Genomic DNA, 22,512 nt, shown 5'->3' on the forward strand with positions numbered 1-22,512 from the left:
CATTGAGTTTAGCAGGCACATCCCAGCGGGCATAAAGGGAGGCGACGTTCGATACGAATCTTCTAAGATTGACCCATCATTGCAATTGCAGCGAGCATTCTAAACAGTATGACCACAGGAGATAGACATGCAGACGATTGAGCTAGGCGGAGACAGCGTACCCCGTATCGGCCAGGGCACCTGGCATATGGGCGAAGATGCCGGGCAGCGCCAAGCTGAAATCAGGGCGCTGCGTGAAGGCCTGGACCTGGGCATGACGCTGATTGATACCGCCGAGATGTATGCCGAGGGCGGCGCTGAAGAAATCGTTGGCCAAGCGATCCGCGAGCGACGCGACGAGGTGTATCTGGTCAGCAAAGTCTACCCGCACAACGCCAGCGCTAAGGGTGTTCAAGCTGCCTGCGAGCGCAGCCTGCGCCGACTGGGCACCGACACGATTGATCTCTACCTGCTCCACTGGCGCGGACAGTACCCGTTAAGCGAAACCGTGGAAGCGTTTGAGCGGCTGCGCGAGCAAGGCAAGATTCTGCGTTGGGGCGTATCGAACTTTGACGTTGACGACCTAGCCGAGCTAGACGCGCCCGCGTGCGCCACTAATCAGGTGCTCTATAACCCCGAAGCACGGGGCATTGAATACGATCTGCTGCCCTGGCAGGCGCAACACAACATGCCGCTGATGGCTTACTGCCCCATTGGGCAAGGCGGCGCGCTGCTGCGTAACGCCACCCTGCAACGCATCGCCGACAAACACAGCGCCACCCCCGCGCAAATCGCCCTTGCCTGGGCACTGCGCCACCCTGGGGTGATTGCCATCCCGAAAGCCGTGAGCCTGGACCACCTCAAACAGAACGCCAACGCAGATAGCATCCGGCTCGACGAAGATGACCTGGCACAGATAAACGCCGCTTACGCGCCACCAGTACGCAAGCAGGGTTTAATGATGGTATAACGCCGCTCAGCACGCGCGGTTGTGGAATGGAGGCGAAGCCGCAATGTAAAAACCGTCGCCGTGACTGGCATGGTTAGGCTTCACTACCGCTAAGGACTTTACTCACGTACTCGATTGCCTCCGGCATGCCGCCTAGAACCGCCACTGCCAAATTAAAGTCTTGGTGCTTAGACATTTCTGTAGGCAGTGCCACACAATCGATGCCAGCCCGGAACGCAGCTTCAAGCCCATGCTGAGTATCTTCAATTGCCAGACACTCAGCAGCGGAGACACCGAGCTGCTGGAGCGCTAGCAAATAGCAGTCAGGCGCAGGCTTGCTTGCTCGGACGTCATCTCCTGAGACGACCGCAGAAAAATAGTCCTTAAACTCGTTGACCCGTAGCGTTGTTTGAACGCCGTTCGCGCTGGCGCCCGTCACAACAGCAAGCTTCAACCCTGCGCTGTGAAAGCAAGATATGGCCTCTTGTACTCCAGGCATCAAAGGAAACGCCTGACGATCAAGATACTCTCGCGTTGCGGCATTTTTCGCCTCCGCGAGCTGTTTAGGCGAATCATCGATACCTAACCTCTGCACCAAATCTATGGCATTGGTAGGTGTTGGTACGCCTGCATAGCGAGCCTTGTACTCCTGTTCCGTTAACGTAAAACCGTAGCGTTGAAGAACTTGCGCCCACATTCTGTAGTGGATGGGCTCGGAGTTGACGAGCGTGCCGTCGTGGTCAAAGAGAACTGCGCGTAGTTGCATATCGTTTCCGAGAGACATGATTTGTGAAGCCTAACGCCCCTATTCACGCGCCTGCATCGCTGGTCGCGTGCAATTGATTGTTAGAAGGCGATTGTCGATGGGTTTGCACAGTGACCTGCAATCCGAGCGCCTTTGCGACTTTTGCGACTGTACTGAATGTAGGGTTACCTTCCGGTGACAAGGCTTTATACAATCCTTCTCTGGTAAGTCCCGTATCTCGCGCAAGTTGGCTCATGTTCCTGGCTCGCGCAATAACACTCAACGCATGCACGATGAATGCTGGATCATCATCAGCTTCCTCGATACAGGCTTCAAGATACAGCTGAATATCTTCTTCTGTTTCAAGATGCTCTGCTGAATCCCAGCGCGTAGTTCTTATACCCATAGCCCTATACCTCCAACTGCCTAGCAATTTCTTTGGCTTTGACGATATCAGCTTTCTGTGAACTTTTGTCGCCACCGGATAGAAGTATCACTACAACAGCGCCTTTCTGCACAAAATATACTCTATATCCTGGGCCATAGAAGATTCGCAACTCACTCACGCCTTCCCCAACAGGTGCTACATCTCCGAAATGACCCATTTCAACTTGATCGATCCTAGCCTGAATTCGAGCTTTTGCCCGTCGGTCATTGAGGGATTTGAACCACTTCGTGAATTTATCTGTCGTCCTGACTTCTATCATATGTCAACTGTAGTTATCAATCGGGAATATGTCAACTGTGGTTAGCACAAGCCTTCTAACAGTGATTATACGCCTCGCTACAAAACCCCAATAAACGCGACGGCACATTCATTGGGGTTTTATAGCCACCCAATTTGACTCTACCCCATTGATTCCCAAGAGAGCAAAGCCAATTTTGGCAGCCTATCCAAAATTCGCGTGCTTGCGTGTTTTTCCCTGCTCAATAATACTGTATCCATGAACAGTAATAGGAGTGGCTCTTATGAAACTAATGGAACGCGTCAAGGCGACCCTGCGGGTCAAGCGCTATAGCCTCCGCACTGAGAAAACCTATTGCTACTGGATTCGCTTTTTCATTCGTTTCCACAGAATGCAGCATCCTGCCAATATGGCGGGCAATGAAGTGCGGCAATTTTTGGAATATCTCGCGTTAGAAAGGCACGTCGCTGCGGCAACACAAAACCAGGCACTCAATGCTATCGTGTTTCTGTATCGCCACGTGCTAGATCAACCGCTGGGTGAGGTGGGTAATTTTAGCCGGGCTAAGCGCCCTAAACGCTTACCTGTCGTGCTTTCCCACCAAGAGGTGATGGATGTGTTTGAGCATCTGTCCGGCTCCATGCTCCTGATTGCATCGCTGATGTACGGCTCGGGGTTACGAGTCTCCGAAGCTTGTCGGTTACGCGTAAAAGATATCGATTTTGCGCGCCACGTCATCACTGTCCGTGCAGGCAAAGGCAATAAAGACCGCACGACGCTGTTGCCACCCTCATGCGCTCAACCATTACATACCCATATACAAATCGCTGAACAACAGCTGACCTCTCGCATTGAAACAAACGCAATTCCTGTATCATTGCCCTACGCGCTGGATAGAAAATATCCCAATGCAGGCATTTCCCTCGCATGGCAGTGGCTTTTTCCTTCATCCAAGCCCTGTTTCGATGAGTGGGGGCGTGTCGTGCTACATCACATCCATACTTCTGCCGTACAAAAAGCCGTTAAATATGCCATGCGCTCCTCTTCTTTAACGCGCCCAGGCTCATGCCACTCTTTACGGCATAGTTTCGCGACTCAGCTGCTTAGCCAAGGCACTGACATTCGCACGGTTCAAGAGTTGCTAGGCCATAAAAGCATCGAAACCACCCAAATATACACCCATGTATTGGGGAATGGATTTGCGGGTGTTAGAAGCCCGCTAGGCTAGCCAAGTGCATTAACATTTCTAAGAAGCTTGCTATGCACTCAATACCTCACCCCCTTGCATCTCGTCTCTCGTCCTCCTAGACTGCTTGGCACTAACTGCTTGACGGGGTGCCGGTGAATCCGGCTGAGATGGCGCAGGGCGTATCCACGTGATACTGCCAAAGCGCTGGTCCCGCTGAACCTGATCCGGCTAATGCGCTGCTCCTAGAACGAGCGCGCGGGTACCGGCGTAGGGATCAAGCGATGGCCTCGGCTTAGTTTCACGCCACCTTCTGCGCCATTCCCTCGATCTCAACCGCCCGCCCTCCGGATCATTACTCCCGGAGGCACCATGGGCTACCGCTTTGCTGATCTGACTAATGCCTGCCATAACGACTGGCGCGCCTATATTGAGCACGATTTTGTTCGCCAACTAGGCAGTGCCACGCTTCCTGAACCCGCGTTTCGCCACTACCTGAAGCAGGACTACCTGTTTTTGATTCACTTCGCCCGCGCCTACGCGTTGGCTGCCTATAAAAGCCCTACGCTGGCTGATCTGCGCCAAGCCCATGAAGGTTTAAAAGCCATTGTGGATGTGGAGCTGGGCCTGCACGTGGGCTTTTGCCAGGAGTGGGGGATTTCCGAACAGGAGCTGGCGGAGCTTCCCGAAGCCAGAGCCACCTTGGCGTATACCCGCTACGTGTTAGATACCGGTAATCGCGGCGACCTGCTCGATTTGCATGTGGCGCTGGCCCCTTGCCTGGTGGGCTACGGCGAAATCGCCAACTGGCTGAACACTCAGCCTTCTACCCTTCGCGGCGCGAAAAACCCCTTTGATGCCTGGATAGCGATGTACGAAAGCGAGGAGTTCCAGGCCGCCATGCAGGCCGAGCTTGAGTGGCTCAACGCCCGCCTTGCTGATGTTACCCCTGCCCGCTTTGCCGAACTGAGCAAGATCTTCCGCGATGCCACGCGTCTGGAAATCGACTTCTGGCAGATGGGCCTGCACCTGATAGACGCCGATCTTGAAGGCCAGAGCCTCGCTCATTAAGTCAATACAACAACCACAATCAACACTGAAGGAAGACGACCGTCATGACGAAGACTTTAAACACTAAAACATTAAAAACTAAGACCTCAAAAAGTAAAACCAGCCACTTTTTAGCGGAAACCGCCCAGGTCGATGCCGCTGCCATTCAGCCGCTGCCCGCCTCGCGCAAGGTGTACGTTGAAGGCTCACGGCCGGATATCCGCGTGCCGTTTCGGGAAATCACCCTATCGCCGACTAAAACCAGCAGCATTGATGAAGAGAACCCGCCGCTGCTGGTGTACGACACCTCTGGCCCTTACACCGACCCAGCCGCCAACAATGATTTACGCAAAGGCTTGCCTGCCCTGCGTCGCGCCTGGATTGAAGAGCGCAACGATACCGAGTTCCTTGACGGCCCCACTAGTGAGTACGGCAACCGCCGCGCTAACGACCCCACGCTTGCTCAGTTGCGTTTTGATTTAACTCGCACCCCGCGCCGGGCAAAACCAGGCAAGAATGTCACCCAACTGCACTATGCGCGCCAGGGCATTATTACCCCTGAAATGGAATTTATTGCCATTCGCGAAAACCAGCGCCGCCAAGCATTAGGCACCGCTGAAGTGGAGCGTATTCTTGGTCACCAGCACCCTGGCCAAAGCTTTGGTGCAAAATTGCCGGAAGAGATCACGCCGGAATTTGTGCGCGACGAAGTCGCCCGCGGGCGCGCAATTATCCCCAACAATATCAATCACCCAGAATCCGAGCCGATGATTATTGGCCGTAACTTCCTGGTGAAGATTAATGGCAACCTGGGTAACTCGGCCGTTACCTCGTCGATTGAAGAAGAAGTCGACAAAATGACCTGGGGTATCCGCTGGGGATCGGACACCATTATGGATCTTTCCACCGGCCAGAATATCCACGAAACCCGCGAGTGGATTATCCGTAACTCGCCGGTGCCAATTGGTACCGTGCCGATCTATCAGGCGCTGGAGAAGGTCAACGGCGTGGCTGAAGACCTGACCTGGGAAGTGTTCCGCGACACCTTGATCGAACAGGCCGAGCAGGGCGTGGATTATTTCACCATTCATGCGGGCGTACTGCTGCGCTATGTGCCACTAACTGCTAACCGGGTGACCGGCATTGTCAGCCGTGGCGGTTCCATTATGGCCAAGTGGTGCTTGTACCATCACCAGGAAAGCTTCCTGTATACCCACTTCGAAGAGATCTGTGAGATCTGCAAGCAGTACGACGTAGCGTTTTCGTTGGGCGATGGCCTGCGCCCCGGCTCAGTCGCCGATGCCAACGACGAAGCGCAGTTCGCTGAGCTGGAAACCCTGGGCGAACTAACCAAGATCGCCTGGAAACACGACGTTCAGGTGATGATCGAAGGCCCTGGTCATGTGCCCATGCACTTGATTAAAGAGAACATGGATAAGCAGCTAGAGGCGTGCCATGAGGCGCCTTTCTATACGCTTGGCCCACTGACTACCGATATCGCTCCCGGCTACGACCACATTACCTCGGGCATCGGTGCGGCCATGATTGGCTGGTTTGGCTGTGCAATGCTCTGCTATGTGACGCCGAAAGAGCACTTGGGCCTGCCGAATAAAGATGACGTCAAAACCGGCATCATCACCTATAAGATTGCGGCCCACGCAGCGGATTTGGCCAAGGGCCACCCGGCAGCCCAGCGTCGCGATAACGCGCTTTCCAAGGCACGCTTTGAATTCCGCTGGGAAGACCAGTTCAACCTGGGGCTAGACCCAGACACCGCTCGCGAATACCACGACGAAACCCTGCCGAAAGATTCCGCCAAGGTGGCGCACTTCTGCTCGATGTGTGGGCCGAAGTTCTGCTCGATGAAGATCAGCCAGGAAGTGCGCGATACCTATCGTGACCGCGCACCGGAAAATGCCGCTGAAAGCGACGCCGAGGCGGTCAAGCGTGGCATGCAGGAGCAAGCGGAGAAGTTCCGCCGTGAAGGCAGCGAGCTGTATCAGGAGGTTTAAAACAGCAATCCCTAGATAGTCCCGCTGCTAGGTGGGTGGCTCTTGAGCTTACTTGAGCACTATGAGACCTCAAGAGCCACTTTCAACACGCCGTCGCGCTGGTGAGAAAATAGATCGTAAGCCTCGACAATATTCTCCAGAGCGTAGCGGTGGGTAACCATCGGGCCAAGATCTATCCGCCCGGCGGCAATAATGCTCATCAACCTGCGCATGCGCTCTTTGCCGCCAGGGCAAAGTGACGTAATGATCTTGTGGTCTCCAAGCCCAGCACAGAAAGCACCCAGCGGAATCGTCAAGTCTTCAGAGTAAACGCCTAAGCTCGATAGCGTGCCGCCAGGCTTTAACACCCGCAAGGCAGATTCAAAGGTTTGCTGCAGGCCGAGTGCCTCAATCGCCGAATCCACACCGCGTCCACCGGTGAGTTTAAGAATTTCTTCAACGACATCCACCTTACGAAAATCCAGTGCCACGTCAGCGCCCATTTGCTTGGCCATTGCCAACCGCTCATCGACACCATCTACCGCGATAATCATCCCCGCCCCGCGTAACCGCGCGCCTGCTGTCGCACATAGCCCAATTGGGCCTTGGGCGAACACCACCACGGTATCGCCAATTTTGATACCTGCTTTTTCGGCACCCGCAAAGCCGGTCGACATGATGTCAGGGCACATCAGCACTTGTTCGTCGGTTAGGCCATCTGGCACGGGAGAAAGGTTGGCCTGGGCATCCGGCACCAATAGGTATTCCGCCTGGGCACCGTCGATGGTGTTACCAAAGCGCCAGCCACCCATCGGCTTATACCCATGGCTGTGGTGGCCGCCATCCTGCGAGCAGCAATCATCCTGGCAAGCATAGGAGGTAAAACTGGGGCAAATCGCCCCGGCGATAACCCGCTGGCCCTCTTGGTACCCCTTCACGTTGGCACCCAGCTTTTCAATTACCCCCACCGGCTCATGGCCGATGGTTAAGCCGCGCTCAACGGGGTATTCGCCTTTTAGAATGTGCACGTCGGTGCCGCAAATCGTCGTGGTGGTCACACGCATCAGCGCATCATTGGGGCCAATCTCGGGAATGGGTTTATCGTCAATTTCAATCCGGCCAGGCTCAACAAAAATAGCCGCTTTCATCATGGTAGCCATTGGGACGCTTCCTCAGTGAAGGGAGTCATAACACTTCACCACTAAGCGTAGGCCATTAATCGATCACTGACGGCGGCTAAACTTGCGTCATATCAAGTTTTAGGCTGCTAGGTGAGCAGCTTATTGTTTGTAATAAAAAGCCATGACAAGAGCGCCTTTAAAAAAAGCTAATGCGAGGCTCCTTAACAAAGCTTCTCAGCAACAGCACCTAATAAAAATTAATGTCTTGTAGGCTGGTGCTAACGCGGGTGCCTGCTATTCCCTGAAGAATTTCTTCGATATCCGCCAATGCACCAATAACCGCTTCTTTACCGGTATTTCTGCTGTAGCGGCATGCCGCTTCTATTTTTGGTCCCATGGAACCCGCCGCAAACTGCATATCATCTAGTACATCCGGATGAGCACTGGCGATCGCCTTGTGGTTTGGCCCGTTCCAGTCGATATAAGCGGCATCAACATCCGTCGCAATGATCAGCAAATCAGCCTGCAACTGCTCAGCGAGAAGAGCTGAACAGAGATCCTTATCGATCACCGCCTCTACGCCATGGAGCTTATTATTTTCGTCGTACGCAGTAGGGAGCCCTCCCCCGCCAGCACAAATGACGATAGTGCCTTTTTCCTTAGCCAGGCGCTCGGCTTCATCCTCTGTATAAACCGGGCCTATCGGCTTGCTGGGGTGCTGAAACGCAGGGTCATCAAGGTCAACTTCCACCTGTGTTAATAACGTGGCGAGCGGAACCTCAACCGGCAGCAGATTGCCAAGCTCCTGCTCAATCATGTAACCGATCATGCCTTCCGTTTCTGCTCCTAGCACATCCAGTGGATAGGCGCTGACATCCGTGTAAGCGGCCCCTTGTAGTGCCAAAAGACAATTAATAACGTTTTAATATAAATTAATATATTTAAAGAATATGCTACTAGTCAGGCACATAATCTCTTTTAGGGAAAACATCCATTGCCCCATCTTTGACGTAGGGCAAATCGTCTTGCACCTGCTTGGAATAGACTAAAGTAGAGACTAGACGTCCTCTTCTCTTACTGCTGGTGGACGTGTCACTTATACTTATTTCATTGATATGGACTTCTATGATGCCAACTCTTCCTTTCAAACCCTGGTCGACAGCAATCGCTGTGGCCATCACCCTCTTTATTTGGCTGGTGATTCCTTTGCCTGAAGGGTTAACGCCAAATGCTTGGCTCATGTTGGCAATTTTTGTCGGCACCATTGCCGCGATTATTGGCAAGGCCATGCCGATTGGCGCGATATCTGTGATTGCAATTTCTATTGTCGCGGCAAGCGGTGTTACCGGCGATACACCAGGCGAAGCCATTAATGTCGCCTTAAGCAGTTATGCCAACCCGCTTATCTGGTTAATTGCGATTGCGATTATGATTTCACGAGGGTTGATCAAAACCGGTTTAGGCGCGCGCATTGGCTACTATTTCATCTCTATTTTCGGCAAACGTACGCTGGGGATTGGTTATGGCCTCGCCTTTTCAGAGCTGTCAATTGCGCCCGTTACCCCAAGCAATACAGCCCGGGGCGGCGGTATTATTCACCCTATTATGCGCTCGATTGCCCATAGTTTTGATTCACATCCTGAAGACAATACCTCGGGCAAAATCGGCAAATATTTAGCACTGGTGAATTACCATAGCAATCCGATCACCTCGGCTATGTTCATCACTGCCACCGCTCCGAATCCATTGACTGTTCAACTTATCTCATCCGCTACCGGAGCCGAAATACAGCTGAGCTGGCTAACCTGGGCCATCGCCATGCTGCTCCCAGGCTTGGTCGCCATCCTGGCGATGCCGTACATTCTGTACTTGCTTTATCCGCCTGAAATTAAAGAAACGCCGAATGCCACGCAATTAGCAAAGGACAAGCTAGCCGAGCTGGGTAAGCTGAGTCGAAATGAGGGCATCATGCTGTTCGTTTTCTTCGTGCTGCTGTTACTTTGGGCGGATATCCCAGCGATTTTCTTAGGGGATGCAGTAACGCTTAATACTACAACGTCTGCGTTTATTGGCCTTTCCATGCTGCTGCTGACCGGGGTATTAACCTGGGAAGATGTGCTAAAAGAGAAAAATGCCTGGGATACGCTGTTGTGGTTTGGCGCACTTATCATGATGGCCAGCCAGCTTAACGAAACAGGCCTCATTACTTGGTTTTCTGCAAATATGCAGGACTGGATTACCATGATGGGAATTGGCTGGGCAGGTGCCTCTGCACTGCTGGTGCTAACGTTCCTTTATACCCACTACTTTTTTGCCAGCACTACCGCACACATCACCGCAATGATGGCGGCATTTCTCACCGTTGGCTTAAGCCTCGGTGCTCCCCCCATGCCTTTTGTGCTGATTATGGCCGCTACGTCTTCCATCATGATGACGTTAACCCATTACGCCACCGGCACTTCGCCTGTGATCTTTGGCTCAGGCTACCTGACGCTGGGAGAGTGGTGGAAAGCTGGTTTTATTATGAGCGTGGTCAATCTGCTCATTTGGGTAGTTGTCGGTGGCTTATGGTGGAAACTTCTTGGCCACTACTGAGTAGCCTCTTAAAGCAGTTGCTACCTAAAAACCAACAGAGGCCATTGGCCTCTGTTGGTAGTGGGGTAACTTGGTTAGACGTTATTTCTTAGCCTTTTCCTTGGCATCACCTTTGCCTTTTTGAAGCTCGCCTTCTGCTTGCTGAACCTTGCCCTTGGCTTCGGTTTTTTCGCTTCCCGTCGCCTTTCCTACTGCTTCCTTAACATTGCCAGCAGCTTTATTAGCCGAGCCTTTCATTTTATCTTCTTTGCCATTTTCCATGACTTACACCTCTAATCCGTTAGTGGAGAAGACACCGCACGCTAAATGAATTTGTGTATCGCGTCGCGGCTCCTCTATTAGCGTAGCCCTTGTTAGTAAAGTTACCTCAATTACTTTCGTTAAATTTTCATTCGTGAATTAGCTAAATTAAGGTTAGCGAACCTGCCTTTGCTACCCACAGGTGCTGGCGCAAAATATTCAAGGGGTAGAGGCATGACAGGCAACATACTCTAGCTCTGACATTTTTCCCGCGACTAACGACTTTCCACAGCATGCTAAAAAATTTTTCTTCTTCTAGATGGTGCCAAAAAAAGCCGCCTTTTTAAGGGCGGCCAACAAAAGGGGGGGGTACTTACGTTCAACTAGCGCCAGGAAGGACCACCCATTACATCCGGTAACCATAGTGCAATTTCTGGAAACGCTAATACCAAGGCTAATACTACAAGCTGCGCTAAAATAAAGGGTACAACCCCTTTGTACATATGCTTCAGCGTTACTTCAGGAGGAGTAATTGCCCGGAGGTAGAAAATAGCAGGTGCCAAAGGAGGCGTCAGATAACTGGTTTGCAGTACCACTAAGAAGGCGACACAGAACCAGATTTCATCAAAGCCCAGCATTCTTACAATGGGCATTGCCACAGGGATAATGATAAGTACCACGGAGATCAAATCCAGTACAAAACCTGCGATAAAAGCGATCAGCAGAATAAGGCCTAGAATCATCCAAGGGCTCAAGCCTGTGTCCATTAGTAAGGCTTGCACCGTCGCCATTCCTCCTGAGGCAAAAAATACCCCAGCGAACATACTCCCCCCCATCACAATGAGCAGAATCATGGCTGAAATATTGACGGTCTTCACGGCCGATGCCCAAAGTACCGTTACCTTTAAGTTACGGTATGCAGCGGCCAAAATGATCGCACCCAAAGCACCACATGCTGCAGCCTCTGTTGGTGTAGCCAAGCCCATAAGAATGGTGCCAAGCACAGTAAAAATCAGCAGCATGGTAGGCACCAACGCGACTAGCGTAATACGTATCTTTTCACCTAGCGCAATATCCGGCGTCTGCTCTTCAATGCGTGGTGCCATCTCAGGTTTAAGATAAGCAATCCCAATGATGTAGACCAGGAACATGACTGCCATTAAGAAACCGGGTATTAGCAAACCGCTAAACAGCGATCCAACCGAGACCCCAGCGACAGGACCAAGAACCACTACGGTAATAGAAGGCGGTATCGCAGTACCTAATGACCCACTGGCACAGATGGTGCCTGACATCAGACTTTTACTGTAGTGATGCTTAAGCATCACCGGAATAGCCAGCATGCCAATCACCGCTTCTGTCGCTCCCACAACACCGCTGGAAGCAGCAAACAATGTTCCTAAAATAATCGCACCGATGCCTAGCCCACCGGGTAAACGACGCGTCCACATGTGAATTGCTTCGAACAAGCGCTCGGCAATGCCTGAACGCTCAAGCATCGCGCCCATAAAAATAAACAGCGGTACTGCCGCAAGAATGGAGTTAGATGCCGTGTCTTCAATTTTGGTCAACAGCTGATAAGCCGCCACATCGCCAAACTGAATAATACCAAATCCGGTTGCTACCAGAATCATTGAGAAGGCAATGGGAAAACCAGCAATAATTAGTGTCATCAAAGCAGGAAACATCAGCAACGCAAGATAGCTACTCATTCGGCTAGCTCCTTAACGTGATGTTTACCAGTTATCAAACACACTGATTTCAACAACTCGGCGATTACCTGAAGGGCTAGTAGCGCAAAGCCAACAAACCATACCGTAAAAATCGGCCATACGACTGGGTTCCAGGCTGAGCGTCCCGAGCGTTCGTTGGTTTCAAACGCAGAGAGAGCGTACTTGGAAAGCTCCCATACCAGCCACACTAACACCGGAAGGAACAACACATAGCCAATTGCCCGTATAGCGGCATTGGCCCTTTCGCTCAGCTGTAAAGACACAATGTCCACGCTGACGTGTTGGCCGATACGCAACGCATTGGCCATCCCCAGCATAAACATTGCTCCCATTACCATATAGCTGACTTCAAAAGCCCATAACGTAGGGCGGCCGGCAACGTAACGGCTGAGCACTTCAATGATTAATGCGCCAATTAAAGGAAGTACAAGAAGAGCGCCCAACCAGCCAGCAAAGCGGGTCAGCGCCTCTATGGATCGGATTAGTTTCATGACGGAATCTCAGCGTATAAGGGGGACAGGAAGCAGACGCCAACAAAAGAGAGGCCCACTAAGGCCTCTCTGATCATTTACCTAATCGCTGTTAGCGACCCATAACACCAATCGGTAGACGATATTCCGACCAGCTATTCATATCATTTTTAAAGGAGCGCTGAGATTCAAGAACACGGGCAAACCACTCGTTTTCAGCGGCGTATTCATCTTCCCACTTAGTCGTTTCTTCATAAATGGCGTCGATGAAGGATTGATCCAATTCTACTATCTCGTTAGGACCGTCCACGAGTTCTTGATAAGCTTCTAAGTCAGCAAACGAGCTAGCTAGCCACGTATCAAACACCGATAACTTACCTGCAAGACGCAGCATACGCTGATCTTCTTCGCTCAGCTCTTCCCATGTATCACTATTGACTTGGCACTCAAGAAAGCCACCCGACTGGTGTACACCAGGCGTAATAACGTATTGCGCAACTTCTTGGAAGCCTGTTGGACGGTTCATTTCAGGACTTCCCCACTCGGCAGCATCAATAACGCCACGTTCCAGGGCGCTGTAGATATCACTACCTGCCATAACTACCGTAGAAGCCCCTAGGCGAGAAGCAATTTCTGCCCATGCGCCAGAAGTCCGCAGTCGCAGCCCCTGGAAATCTTCAAGCGTCCTGACAGGCTTATTAGAGTGGAGGAAAATTTCGGTGCCGAGGATGGCACACGGGAACGCTACAACATCGAACACTTCACGACGATACTCTTCGTAAAGATCTGCACCACCACCCTCGTACATCCATAGCATAAACTCTTCAGGCGTTAGGCCGCTTGAGTGGCCTGCCAATAGAGCGGTGGTTGGGTCAGTGCCATAATCATAGTTAATGTAGTTATGACTTACCTGGGCAACCCCCGATTTAACACTGTTGGTAACTCGCAGTGCGCTGCCCAGCGTGCCGCCAGGATAGACCTCGATAGCGATTTTTCCGTTAGTCAACTCATTAACGCGATCTGCAAACATCTGTGCATCACGCTCAAGCCACGGGCCACCGCTCCACGGTGTTGCCATACGCCACTCGATTTCAGCGGCACTTGCAGCAGTTGCAAGGCCGACACTTAGTCCTACTGCCAAGGCGATTTTACTAATTTTATACATGGTAGTTTCCCTTTGTAGAGCGTTATGAGGTTGTTCGCTGGCTACCTGTAATAGTTATTAATTTTCAACACTATCAGCTTCGCAAACGCAGCATTTGGCCCAAACTCTGCAAAAATATGCTCATCCTCAGAAATACGGGCTAATTTTGCTCTCAGCCTTTCTCACAGCCTTAGTCAAGGAGAAAACCAATATCTACCAAACTAATCAATGCTCCTCTCTCAAAATCGAGAACCCACCAAAAAGCCCCTACCACTTAACTACGTGATAGGGGCTACATGGTGATGCCTGAATAGATACGCCCGTACTAGGTAATCTTTGTAGCGATACACCTCGATCAGCGCATGGTTACTGTTTTAAAGTGACAGTCTTAAAAACGGTACTTTAGACCCACGCTGGCAGCATCGAAATCATAGGCAGATTTATCCAAGTAACGCATATAGTCCGCACCTACAGAGACATTCGGGGCGATATCCATTTCCGCGCCTGCACCGTAGGAGAAACCGGTTTCACGGTCGTTGTTAATATCTACCTCAGTGAAGCCCGCTAAGCCGTATAAACGCACTTCAGGTGCAATGGGTACAATACCTTTCGCATAGGCACCGGCGACATGATCTAGCTCGGCGCCGCCATCAGAACCGCCAGACCCTAAATGCGCTTCCAGGGCAAAATAGTCATTGAACTGTGCCCCACCGCGGAGACGTAAGCCAACGTCATCGCGGGAAGAGCCTCTTTCTGGGTTCAGGCTCCAAAACATGGCATCACCGCCCACATATCCTTGTGGGTACTGGAAGGGCTGTTGCGCTTGAGCCGATGCCGCGAAAGTACTCGCACCAACGAAAAGCGCGGCGGAGGTAAGTGATAATACGGTCATCTTCATAAGTTAAACCTCAGTTAAAAAACAGTGTTTCCTTACACTTTTTAATTGTGGCTCAACCCTATCGAGAACGCAATTTAACAGCTCAACTTGCATTTAATTTCCTTTTTCCGCTCCAGCTTAACGACCTTTAGAAAGGCTGAGCACAACAATGCCACCAACCACCACTGCCCCGCCAACCAGTTGGCTTGGGCTAAGCATCTGTCCTAGAACGATATAACCAAGTAATAAAGATGCTACTGGCTCGAAGTTCATCACCGGGGCATTGCGCGCCATATCCAGGCGAGGCACAAAAATAAATAGTAGGGAAAAAGCACTACCATAGAGCAAAGCCAATAAGGCTAGTCCTGTCCAGCCTGCACTGTTATCCGGCAAGCTCATTCCCCCAGGCACTGCGCCCAGCAACCCGCCAACAATCATGACAATAAATACCGTTTGCATGGTCAACAAGCTACGGAACGTGCTGCCAACCCCTGCCAGTCGATGCTCAGTAACCCAGAGCGCACAAGCAAACGCAAAGGCGGCAGTTAACCCAAATCCAATACCGGCTAACCATTCAGGCCCCATGGCATTAGCATCCGCAAACCAACTCGGTATATCGAGCACCACTAATAGCCCAATTAAGATCGTGCCCATAATCAGACAGCTACGCAGTGAAGGCCGAGACCCGCCTAGTGCCCAACTTAACAGCGCTAGTTGAATAGGAAAGGTATTGACCAGCAGGAGCGCAATAACCACCGGCAAGCGTGCAACCGCTGAATAAAGACTCACGCTTTGAATAGCAATAAGCAGCCCTACCGCTAATTGCCATGGCCAGGTGCTGGGAGGTAGCCAGAGTCGCTTCTTCTGAACTAGTACCAACGTCAGCAAAATCAAACACGCCACGCCTGAGCGCATTAATACCGCAAGCAGCAAGCCAGTGCCGTTATCAAACGCTAACCGCGCGGAAACGTGGTTGGCAGCAAACATCGTCGCTACTGACATCATCAAAAGAATGGCTAAGTGACGCGGCAGCAGCACGGGTAACGGCGAAGAAGACATAAGAAAAAAACGGCTCATTTTCAGTGGGTATGTCGTCAGAGTGCCGACATTTTAAGGTTAAGGCTAACCCAATAGCCCGCTAATATCATGCAACGCAGCATGCTAAACTAAGGTCTACCCCAATTTTATGCTAACTACTTTATAAAGGTTGTTATGAACACATCGGTGCTGGTCATTAACTGCGGCTCATCTTCTATTAAATATGCGTTGATTGATTCAGACCCTAATGCATCACGGTTAGCGGGTTTAGCAGAGCGACTAGGCAGTAGCGAAGCCTGTTTAAAGGGCAATACTAGCTCAGGTAAACGCTTCACTCAGACACTACCCAATGCTGATCACGCTGAAGCGCTGAAGGCCATTCTTGAGCGACTAGAAGGTCGAGTACCCGGTGCAGTTGGGCACCGTATTGTTCACGGCGGCGAGCACTTTACCCAGGCGGCAATGATTGACGATCATGTTATTGACGCAATTGAAGCCACTGCAGCGCTTGCGCCACTGCATAACCCGGCTAACTTAGCGGGCATTGCTGCTACCCAAGATGTGTTTCCTGACCTGCCTCAGGTAGCCGTGTTTGATACTGCTTTTCACCAAACACTGCCCCCACGCGCCTACCGCTACGCACTACCTGAAGCGTTGTATACCGAATATGGAATCCGTCGCTACGGATTTCATGGCACTAGCCATGCATATGTCAGCCAGCGTGCCGCCACATTAAGCAACCGCGGTGCAGGCGGCTGGCTGACCGCTCACCTAGGTAATGGCTGTTCTACTAGCGCCATCTGGAATAACCAAAGCCTGGATACCAGCATGGGGCTTACGCCGCTGGAAGGCTTAGTGATGGGAACCCGCAGCGGCGATGTCGACCCTGGCTTGCATGCTCATCTTCACCGCCAACTAAATTGGTCACTGGATGAGATTGACAACGTACTTAACAAGCAGAGCGGCTTATTAGGCCTTTCCGGCCTGACCAATGATATGCGTGAGGTCGAAGACCAAGCGCTGGCTGGTCATAAAGGTGCCAAACTCGCGCTAGAGGTATTTTGCTATCGGATTGCTAAATCGCTAGCGGCCCTCTCCTGTGCCCTGCCACAACTCGATGGCATTATTTTTACCGGCGGCATTGGTGAAAACTCACCCACCGTTCGTCGTAACGTATTGGCACTATTACCTCACTTTCGTTTCAGTGTCGATGATGTGGCTAACGAAGCCACCATTCGCGGCAAAGAAGGCAAGGTGGATAACGCCGATCACCATGGTCCCGAAGTATGGGTCATTCCCACTGATGAAGAGGGACGTATCGCCATGGAAACCCGTCACTGCGTGGAGACCTCTGAATGAACAACGCTACCGAGCAGCCCCAGGCTATCTTACTGGTGCCTACTAGCATGGGAGCTGGGTTAACCTCCGCTTGCCTAGGGTTAATTCAAGCGCTGGATACCATCGGCCTGAAAGCCGGCTTTTTAAAGCCATTTATGCAAAATGAGCTAAACGGCCCAGGACTGGACCGTTCAACGGCGCTGGTGTCGCGTACGCTGAATCAACGCCCGCCCTCACCTATTTCCCAGGCACGGCTTGAACGTTTACTACGCGATGATCAAACCGATGAGTTGATGGAAAACGTCGTTGAGCTCTTTGAGCAGGTCACCCAACAGGCCTACCGAGACGGCAGCGCCTTAGACTTAGTCGTGGTGGAGGGCGTTGTTCCTACCCAACACACCACCTATGCGACCCAAACCAATGCCCAACTCGCCGACGCCCTGAATGCACGTATCATCCTGGTCGGTACTGGTGATTTAAACGAACCGCAACAGCTTGCCGAAGAGCTGGATATGCATGCCAGAAGCTTTGGCGGTGTCAGTTCCAGTCGCACGCTGGGCGGCATTTTAATGCGCATGAAAAACCTGCCCTATGGGCAGGAAGACGACCTTTCTGCAGCACCTGGCACAATTAAGCCCCACCTTGAAGAGCCAATACTCAATGAACTGCGCCGCTATTCACCAGCGCTAGCAACCGACAGCTTTCATCTGATTGGCGTAGTGCCTTACAGCAATACCCTGAGCGCACCGCGCACTTTAGATGTTGCGCGGGCGCTGAATGCCACCATGCTCAATGAAGGGGAAGCCATTAGCCGCCGCGTGCTTTCTACCAGCCTGTGCGCGCGCAGTGCCGCCAACGCACTGCATATTTTCAAACCGGGCAGCTTGGTCGTCGCCTCTGGTGACCGTGATGATGTGATACTAGCATCCGCGCTGGCCACCATGAACGGCACCCAGCTAGCAGGCGTACTGTTAACTAATGGCTTCCTGCCTAACGACAACATGATTGAAATGTGCCGCCCGGCGCTTAAAACCGGACTTCCGGTTCTGGTAGTAGAGACTGACAGCCTAACCACTGCCCAGAACCTCAGCCAACTCAGCCGCGAAATCCCTATGGATGATTTCGAGCGTGCCGAACAGGTGGCACGTTATGTGGCTGCCCACATGGATTTAGAGTGGCTAAAAGCGAAGCTCAGCCGTGGCTACATTCACCGCCTGTCGCCGTCAGCGTTTCGTCACCAGCTCGTTAAGCTTGCCCAGCAGGCCAAGAAGCGCATTGTGTTGCCTGAAGGCGATGAGCCACGCACCATTGAAGCCGCGATTGTGTGTCAGCGCCGTGGTATTGCCGACTGCGTGCTGCTCGGCAAGCGCGACGATATCGAAAACGTTGCCCGTCATCGCGGCCTGACGCTGCCAGATACGCTAACTATTATCGACCCTGAAAGTACCCGAGCAAAATATATTAGCCCTATGGTCGAACGCCGGCGCGGCAAGCTAAATGAACTCACTGCTGAAGGTCAGCTGCAGGACAACGTGGTACTTGGCACCATGATGCTGCAGTTAGATGAAGTCGATGGCCTTGTATCCGGTGCGGTACACACCACTGCCAATACCGTGCGCCCAGCCTTCCAGTTGATCAAAACTGCACCGGAATATAATCAAGTATCATCGATCTTCTTTATGTTATTGCCGGAACAAGTTGTGGTCTACGGAGATTGCGCGGTTAATCCTGATCCAGACGCAGAAACACTGGCAGAAATCGCTATTCAAAGCGCTCGTTCGGCAGAAGCGTTTGGTATTGAACCGCGTGTCGCCATGATCAGCTACTCCACCGGTGATTCCGGCACAGGTGCCGATGTTGATAAAGTGCGCGAAGCTACCCGCATTGCCAAAGAGCGCGCTCCACATCTCGCGATCGACGGTCCTTTGCAATACGATGCAGCCGCTATTGAGAGTGTTGGCAAGCAAAAAGCCCCAGACTCCCCTGTTGCGGGCAAAGCAACGGTGTTTGTTTTCCCCGACCTGAACACAGGTAACACCACCTATAAAGCCGTACAGCGTAGCGCTCGTGTGGTCAGTGTAGGCCCGATGCTGCAAGGCTTGAACAAGCCGGTTAACGATCTTTCCCGCGGCGCCATGGTCGACGATATCGTTTACACCATTGCACTCACCGCGATTCAGGCGAGCCAGCGGGAAAGCTAGACCACTAGCCACTCTTTGTACGCACTACTAAAACGCCCCGAACAGATAATGAGCTGTTCGGGGCGTTTTAGGTTCAGCGTCAGAATTTATCGTTCAATGAGCGGCGAAGTATCACGCCCACATCGGCACCATGGCTTCCAACACCATGACTAGGCTCATGGCGGTAATAGTCAGGATCGACACGCCAAACACCTTTTTAGCCCAGCGCACGTCATCACCCAGTCGAAAGCCACATAATGCTAAGTAAAGCCAGTAGCCCCCCATTGCCAAGGCCACGAACAGGTAGCCGGCGCCCGCTTGGCTTGCCAGTACCAGTGCCAGTGAGGCAGGAATAAACGCAATGATATAGCCAAGAATATGATGCTTGGCTCGTTTAATACCATGCACTACCGGTAGAACAGGGATCGAGGCACGCCGGTAGTCCGCATAACGAAAAATCGCAATCGCATAAGAGTGCGGCATCTGCCACAGACAAAAGATGACCAGTAGCATGAAAGCACCGCTATCAAACTGCCCTGTCACCGCACAGTAACCCACGACCGGCGGCATTGCCCCAGAAAGACTACCCACCAGCGTGCCGTATTCAGAGTGCCGTTTCATATAGAGGCTATACAGCCCTACGTAAACCCCCCAGCCGATCACCGCTAATGCCACCGTCAAGCCATTGGTACCCAAAGCCAAACACACCACACCCGCTACCCCAAGCAGCGCCGACACACCTAGCGCTTGGGTAATAGAGACACGTCCTTTAGCCAGAGGGCGATGGCGAGTGCGCGCCATTAGCGCATCAATATCGCGGTCTATAACATTATTGCAGGCACAGCCAGACGCGATGACCAGGGCAATGCCCACCATAACAGCAGCAAACGTTATCCAATCGAATGTTCCATGAGCGGCTAAAAAATAGCCGCCGAGCGTTGCGATCAAATTGCCACCAATGATCCCTGGCTTGGTTAGCGCCAGCAGGTCGCGCCAACGGCTGGGCGCCACAACTAATCGATCATCATGTTGAGATGCGGATGCTGCATGATCCATAACGAGCCCCCTACCACCAGGACGAGTATCGCCAGAATTAAGACGAAGGATGCCAAGTCTCAACCTTCGTCCGCTTTGTTGTTTTTGTGCGTATGCGTTATCAGCTGAGCCAACATCTGAAGCGCAGCGATACAGCAATAATGGCCGCCAACTGGCGGGCATCTGTTTGACCGTTCACTAAACGCCATCACGGTTAGCACTAAAGATAGCAGAAGTCCGGCGACTTACGATTTAACGCTGCTATCGTAAGAGGTTAGGCAACCGTCACGCTTAGTGATGCCCGAGGAAGGCAATCAAGCAATTTAGGTGCATGCTCATCGTCGGTTACGACAATGTCGAAATCGGATAACGCGGCAAAATAGGCGGGGCGCACTAAACCAAATTTACTGGCATCGACAATCAATAGGCGCTGCATAGCAGTCGCAATGGCGGCCTGTTTTGGCGCCACTTCGTGAAAATGGAAACAGCTAACCCCCCTTTCGCAATCTACCCCCGCCGCAGAGATCAGTGCTTTATTAATGCCTAAACGCTCAATAGCAGTACGCATACCATCACTGCCAAACGATTGCGACGAAGCATAAAACAGCCCCCCTAGCAGCACTAACCGCACATTCGGCAACGCGGCTACTGCATTTGCCACGTTAAGGGCATACGTCACCACAGTCAGCTCGCGGAAATGGCTAAGCTGGCTAAGCAACGGAATTAGCGTTGAACCGCAGTCGATAAAAAGTGTATCGCCCTCTTCAATCAAGCTAGCAACTCGCTGACAAAGGCGGTGCTTAATTTGATAGTGGCTCGCCTGCTGTTCAGTCAGATCGTACACCGGCGTTACGCCAGGGTAGCTTGCCATGACTAACCGACCGCCCAATAAGCTAATCGTCGAAGGTTGCGTAGTAACGTCCCGACGGATCGTCATTTCAGAAACACCACACAGCTCAGCAGCATCGCGTAGATGCAATGTTCCCCCACTGGCAAGCGCTTCTTGCAACCTTGCCAAACGCTGAGCGCTTCGGTCATTCATGGCAAACCTCTCCTTTAATCTCAAGTTCAGATGTTATTTGCTATCAGCGCTTAGCGGCTATTCAAAACCTATGCTGGGCCAGCCCTCATGATATTTCCACTGCCATACACTGCCTTGCGGCCACGTGAGATTCATATCACATATACATAGCGTTGATGTCGTAATACTTGCAAATCAACGTTAAAAAAATAACACTCAATGTTATAATTTTAACATCACCGCCAGCCCACACGACCCATAACAAACCTTGTTGAGGCTTTCATGACTGCTCAAACCCCTTCACGTTCCCCTTTCGTCACGCTTGGCGCTGGCGTTTTACTAGCAAGTTCTATACTGGCAACCCCGGTATTCGCAGGCGATAGTCAGCCGCAACCCCTTGACCGCCTGTGGTCGTTTGCCAACGTGTCAGTCAATTACCTAGACTGGTCGAATGGCACTGAGGCACGCACCGCGAATAATGCAGCAAAAAGCGATTTTACCTTCGTTGAAATCGAAGGCGGCGTTGGCTTTAGCTGGGGTGAATTTTACGGCTTCTTCGATTTCGAGAATCCGACTAATGACCAGTTTGACGAATCGAGCGGTGGTAAAGACAACTTTCGTACCGCAGGAAAAGTCACCTCGCATATCTATTTAGGCGACAGCCCGCTATCGATCTACGCCCACCTGTACGATTTCCGCGATTATGGTTTCAACGCCCGCGAGCAGGATCAAATTCTCGGCCTCGGCTACCGCACGACGTTCGACAACGGCCTATGGTTCAAACCGTTTATTGGTGCCGCACGGGTACAAAGCGATGGCTATACCGGCATGAACGGCTACATGGCAGGCTGGGTAGCAGGTTACGACTTTACCGCATTAAACCAGAACTTCAGCGTTACCAATTGGCATGAACAGACCTTTGGTCGTGACAATGAGTACCTGGAACAAAACTACGTAAACGGCACCGCAGGTAGTGTGGGCACCAACGGCGCGCTTAGCTTGTGGTGGCATCCTTCTGACTTAATTACCACTGGCGTGCAGTATCGCTACTCAGAGAACAAACTGGGTACCCCGAACGCTTATCAAAACGCGATGATTTACTCCATCAAGCTAAACTTGCTGTAATCGCTCCAC

The 22,512-nt window shown here is 51.9% G+C and carries 21 protein-coding genes and 1 riboswitch; of the genes, 8 read left to right on the plus strand and 13 right to left on the minus strand.

Annotated elements, in window-relative coordinates:
• The first annotated feature begins 127 nt into the window (after positions 1 to 127).
• Entirely contained in the window at positions 128 to 949 is an 822-nt protein-coding gene (locus M0220_RS03190) for an aldo/keto reductase (protein WP_264018653.1), read from the plus strand.
• 73 nt (positions 950 to 1,022) lie between these two features.
• Here the strand turns inward: M0220_RS03190 and M0220_RS03195 are convergent, their stop codons facing one another.
• The 3 genes from M0220_RS03195 to M0220_RS03205 are packed head-to-tail and all read right to left on the minus strand — an operon-like array spanning position 1,023 to position 2,380.
• Positions 1,023 to 1,694 carry an HAD family hydrolase gene (locus M0220_RS03195; RefSeq protein WP_264018654.1) on the minus strand — a complete coding sequence of 224 codons (672 nt, stop codon included), beginning with the start codon at positions 1,692 to 1,694 and terminating at the stop codon, positions 1,023 to 1,025.
• A gap of 43 nt (positions 1,695 to 1,737) precedes the next feature.
• On the minus strand, positions 1,738 to 2,079 hold the full coding sequence (locus M0220_RS03200) for an addiction module antidote protein (protein ID WP_264018655.1): 342 nt from the start codon (positions 2,077 to 2,079) through the stop codon (positions 1,738 to 1,740).
• A 4-nt stretch (positions 2,080 to 2,083) separates the two neighbouring features.
• Positions 2,084 to 2,380 (minus strand): type II toxin-antitoxin system RelE/ParE family toxin, encoded by a 297-nt coding sequence (locus M0220_RS03205; protein WP_264018656.1) that lies wholly within the window; start codon positions 2,378 to 2,380, stop codon positions 2,084 to 2,086.
• A gap of 262 nt (positions 2,381 to 2,642) precedes the next feature.
• On the opposite strand from M0220_RS03205, the gene M0220_RS03210 reads away from it, so the two are divergent.
• From M0220_RS03210 to thiC, 3 genes are all read left to right on the plus strand, one after another.
• Positions 2,643 to 3,587 (plus strand): integron integrase, encoded by a 945-nt coding sequence (locus tag M0220_RS03210; protein WP_264018657.1) that lies wholly within the window; start codon positions 2,643 to 2,645, stop codon positions 3,585 to 3,587.
• 93 nt (positions 3,588 to 3,680) lie between these two features.
• Positions 3,681 to 3,839: riboswitch (TPP riboswitch) on the plus strand.
• A gap of 78 nt (positions 3,840 to 3,917) precedes the next feature.
• Entirely contained in the window at positions 3,918 to 4,616 is a 699-nt protein-coding gene (gene tenA / locus M0220_RS03215) for a thiaminase II (RefSeq protein WP_264018658.1), read from the plus strand.
• Between the two features lie 44 nt (positions 4,617 to 4,660).
• Positions 4,661 to 6,607: a phosphomethylpyrimidine synthase ThiC gene (thiC, locus tag M0220_RS03220; RefSeq protein WP_264018659.1), complete on the plus strand. Its 1,947-nt coding sequence runs from the start codon at positions 4,661 to 4,663 to the stop codon at positions 6,605 to 6,607.
• 59 nt (positions 6,608 to 6,666) lie between these two features.
• Here the strand turns inward: thiC and M0220_RS03225 are convergent, their stop codons facing one another.
• A complete protein-coding gene (locus M0220_RS03225; protein WP_264018660.1) occupies positions 6,667 to 7,746 on the minus strand; it encodes an NAD(P)-dependent alcohol dehydrogenase in 1,080 nt (359 codons plus the stop codon).
• Positions 7,747 to 7,954: 208 nt separating this feature from the next.
• On the minus strand, positions 7,955 to 8,611 hold the full coding sequence (locus M0220_RS03230; RefSeq protein WP_264018662.1) for an amino acid kinase family protein: 657 nt from the start codon (positions 8,609 to 8,611) through the stop codon (positions 7,955 to 7,957).
• 224 nt (positions 8,612 to 8,835) lie between these two features.
• On the opposite strand from M0220_RS03230, the gene M0220_RS03235 reads away from it, so the two are divergent.
• Complete coding sequence (locus M0220_RS03235; protein WP_030069998.1) at positions 8,836 to 10,302, plus strand: DASS family sodium-coupled anion symporter; 1,467 nt, start codon at positions 8,836 to 8,838, stop codon at positions 10,300 to 10,302.
• Between the two features lie 81 nt (positions 10,303 to 10,383).
• On the opposite strand, the gene M0220_RS03240 is transcribed toward M0220_RS03235, so the two are convergent.
• From M0220_RS03240 to M0220_RS03265, 6 genes are all read right to left on the minus strand, one after another.
• Positions 10,384 to 10,563: a CsbD family protein gene (locus M0220_RS03240; protein WP_030069995.1), complete on the minus strand. Its 180-nt coding sequence runs from the start codon at positions 10,561 to 10,563 to the stop codon at positions 10,384 to 10,386.
• Between the two features lie 362 nt (positions 10,564 to 10,925).
• Positions 10,926 to 12,254 carry a TRAP transporter large permease gene (locus M0220_RS03245; RefSeq protein ID WP_030069993.1) on the minus strand — a complete coding sequence of 443 codons (1,329 nt, stop codon included), beginning with the start codon at positions 12,252 to 12,254 and terminating at the stop codon, positions 10,926 to 10,928.
• The gene (locus M0220_RS03250) at positions 12,251 to 12,766 is read right to left on the minus strand and encodes a TRAP transporter small permease subunit (RefSeq protein WP_264018664.1); all 516 of its coding nucleotides are present in this window, start codon (positions 12,764 to 12,766) and stop codon (positions 12,251 to 12,253) included. Before M0220_RS03250 ends, M0220_RS03245 begins: the two co-directional genes overlap by 4 nt.
• A gap of 91 nt (positions 12,767 to 12,857) precedes the next feature.
• Complete coding sequence (locus M0220_RS03255) at positions 12,858 to 13,910, minus strand: type 2 periplasmic-binding domain-containing protein (RefSeq protein WP_030069990.1); 1,053 nt, start codon at positions 13,908 to 13,910, stop codon at positions 12,858 to 12,860.
• A 367-nt stretch (positions 13,911 to 14,277) separates the two neighbouring features.
• Complete coding sequence (locus tag M0220_RS03260; RefSeq protein WP_030069988.1) at positions 14,278 to 14,787, minus strand: porin family protein; 510 nt, start codon at positions 14,785 to 14,787, stop codon at positions 14,278 to 14,280.
• A 117-nt stretch (positions 14,788 to 14,904) separates the two neighbouring features.
• Positions 14,905 to 15,825, minus strand: coding sequence for an EamA family transporter (locus tag M0220_RS03265; RefSeq protein WP_030069986.1), 921 nt, complete (start codon positions 15,823 to 15,825; stop codon positions 14,905 to 14,907).
• A 153-nt stretch (positions 15,826 to 15,978) separates the two neighbouring features.
• Between M0220_RS03265 and M0220_RS03270 the strand changes: the two genes are divergently transcribed.
• On the plus strand, positions 15,979 to 17,163 hold the full coding sequence (locus tag M0220_RS03270) for an acetate/propionate family kinase (RefSeq protein ID WP_264018665.1): 1,185 nt from the start codon (positions 15,979 to 15,981) through the stop codon (positions 17,161 to 17,163).
• Entirely contained in the window at positions 17,160 to 19,343 is a 2,184-nt protein-coding gene (pta, locus tag M0220_RS03275; protein ID WP_030069982.1) for a phosphate acetyltransferase, read from the plus strand. The genes M0220_RS03270 and pta overlap by 4 nt, the downstream gene beginning before the upstream one ends.
• Positions 19,344 to 19,454: 111 nt before the next feature.
• On the opposite strand, the gene cyoE is transcribed toward pta, so the two are convergent.
• Both cyoE and M0220_RS03285 read right to left on the minus strand, forming a co-directional pair.
• Positions 19,455 to 20,378 (minus strand): heme o synthase, encoded by a 924-nt coding sequence (gene cyoE, locus M0220_RS03280; protein ID WP_030069980.1) that lies wholly within the window; start codon positions 20,376 to 20,378, stop codon positions 19,455 to 19,457.
• Between the two features lie 253 nt (positions 20,379 to 20,631).
• Positions 20,632 to 21,399: a DeoR/GlpR family DNA-binding transcription regulator gene (locus tag M0220_RS03285; protein ID WP_030069978.1), complete on the minus strand. Its 768-nt coding sequence runs from the start codon at positions 21,397 to 21,399 to the stop codon at positions 20,632 to 20,634.
• A gap of 261 nt (positions 21,400 to 21,660) precedes the next feature.
• Here M0220_RS03285 and M0220_RS03290 point away from each other — a divergent pair, with 261 nt between their 5' ends.
• Positions 21,661 to 22,503 carry an outer membrane protein OmpK gene (locus M0220_RS03290; protein ID WP_264018666.1) on the plus strand — a complete coding sequence of 281 codons (843 nt, stop codon included), beginning with the start codon at positions 21,661 to 21,663 and terminating at the stop codon, positions 22,501 to 22,503.
• Positions 22,504 to 22,512: the final 9 nt, after the last annotated feature.

This window comes from Halomonas qinghailakensis (assembly GCF_025820815.1).
Lineage (GTDB): Bacteria > Pseudomonadota > Gammaproteobacteria > Pseudomonadales > Halomonadaceae > Vreelandella > Vreelandella qaidamensis.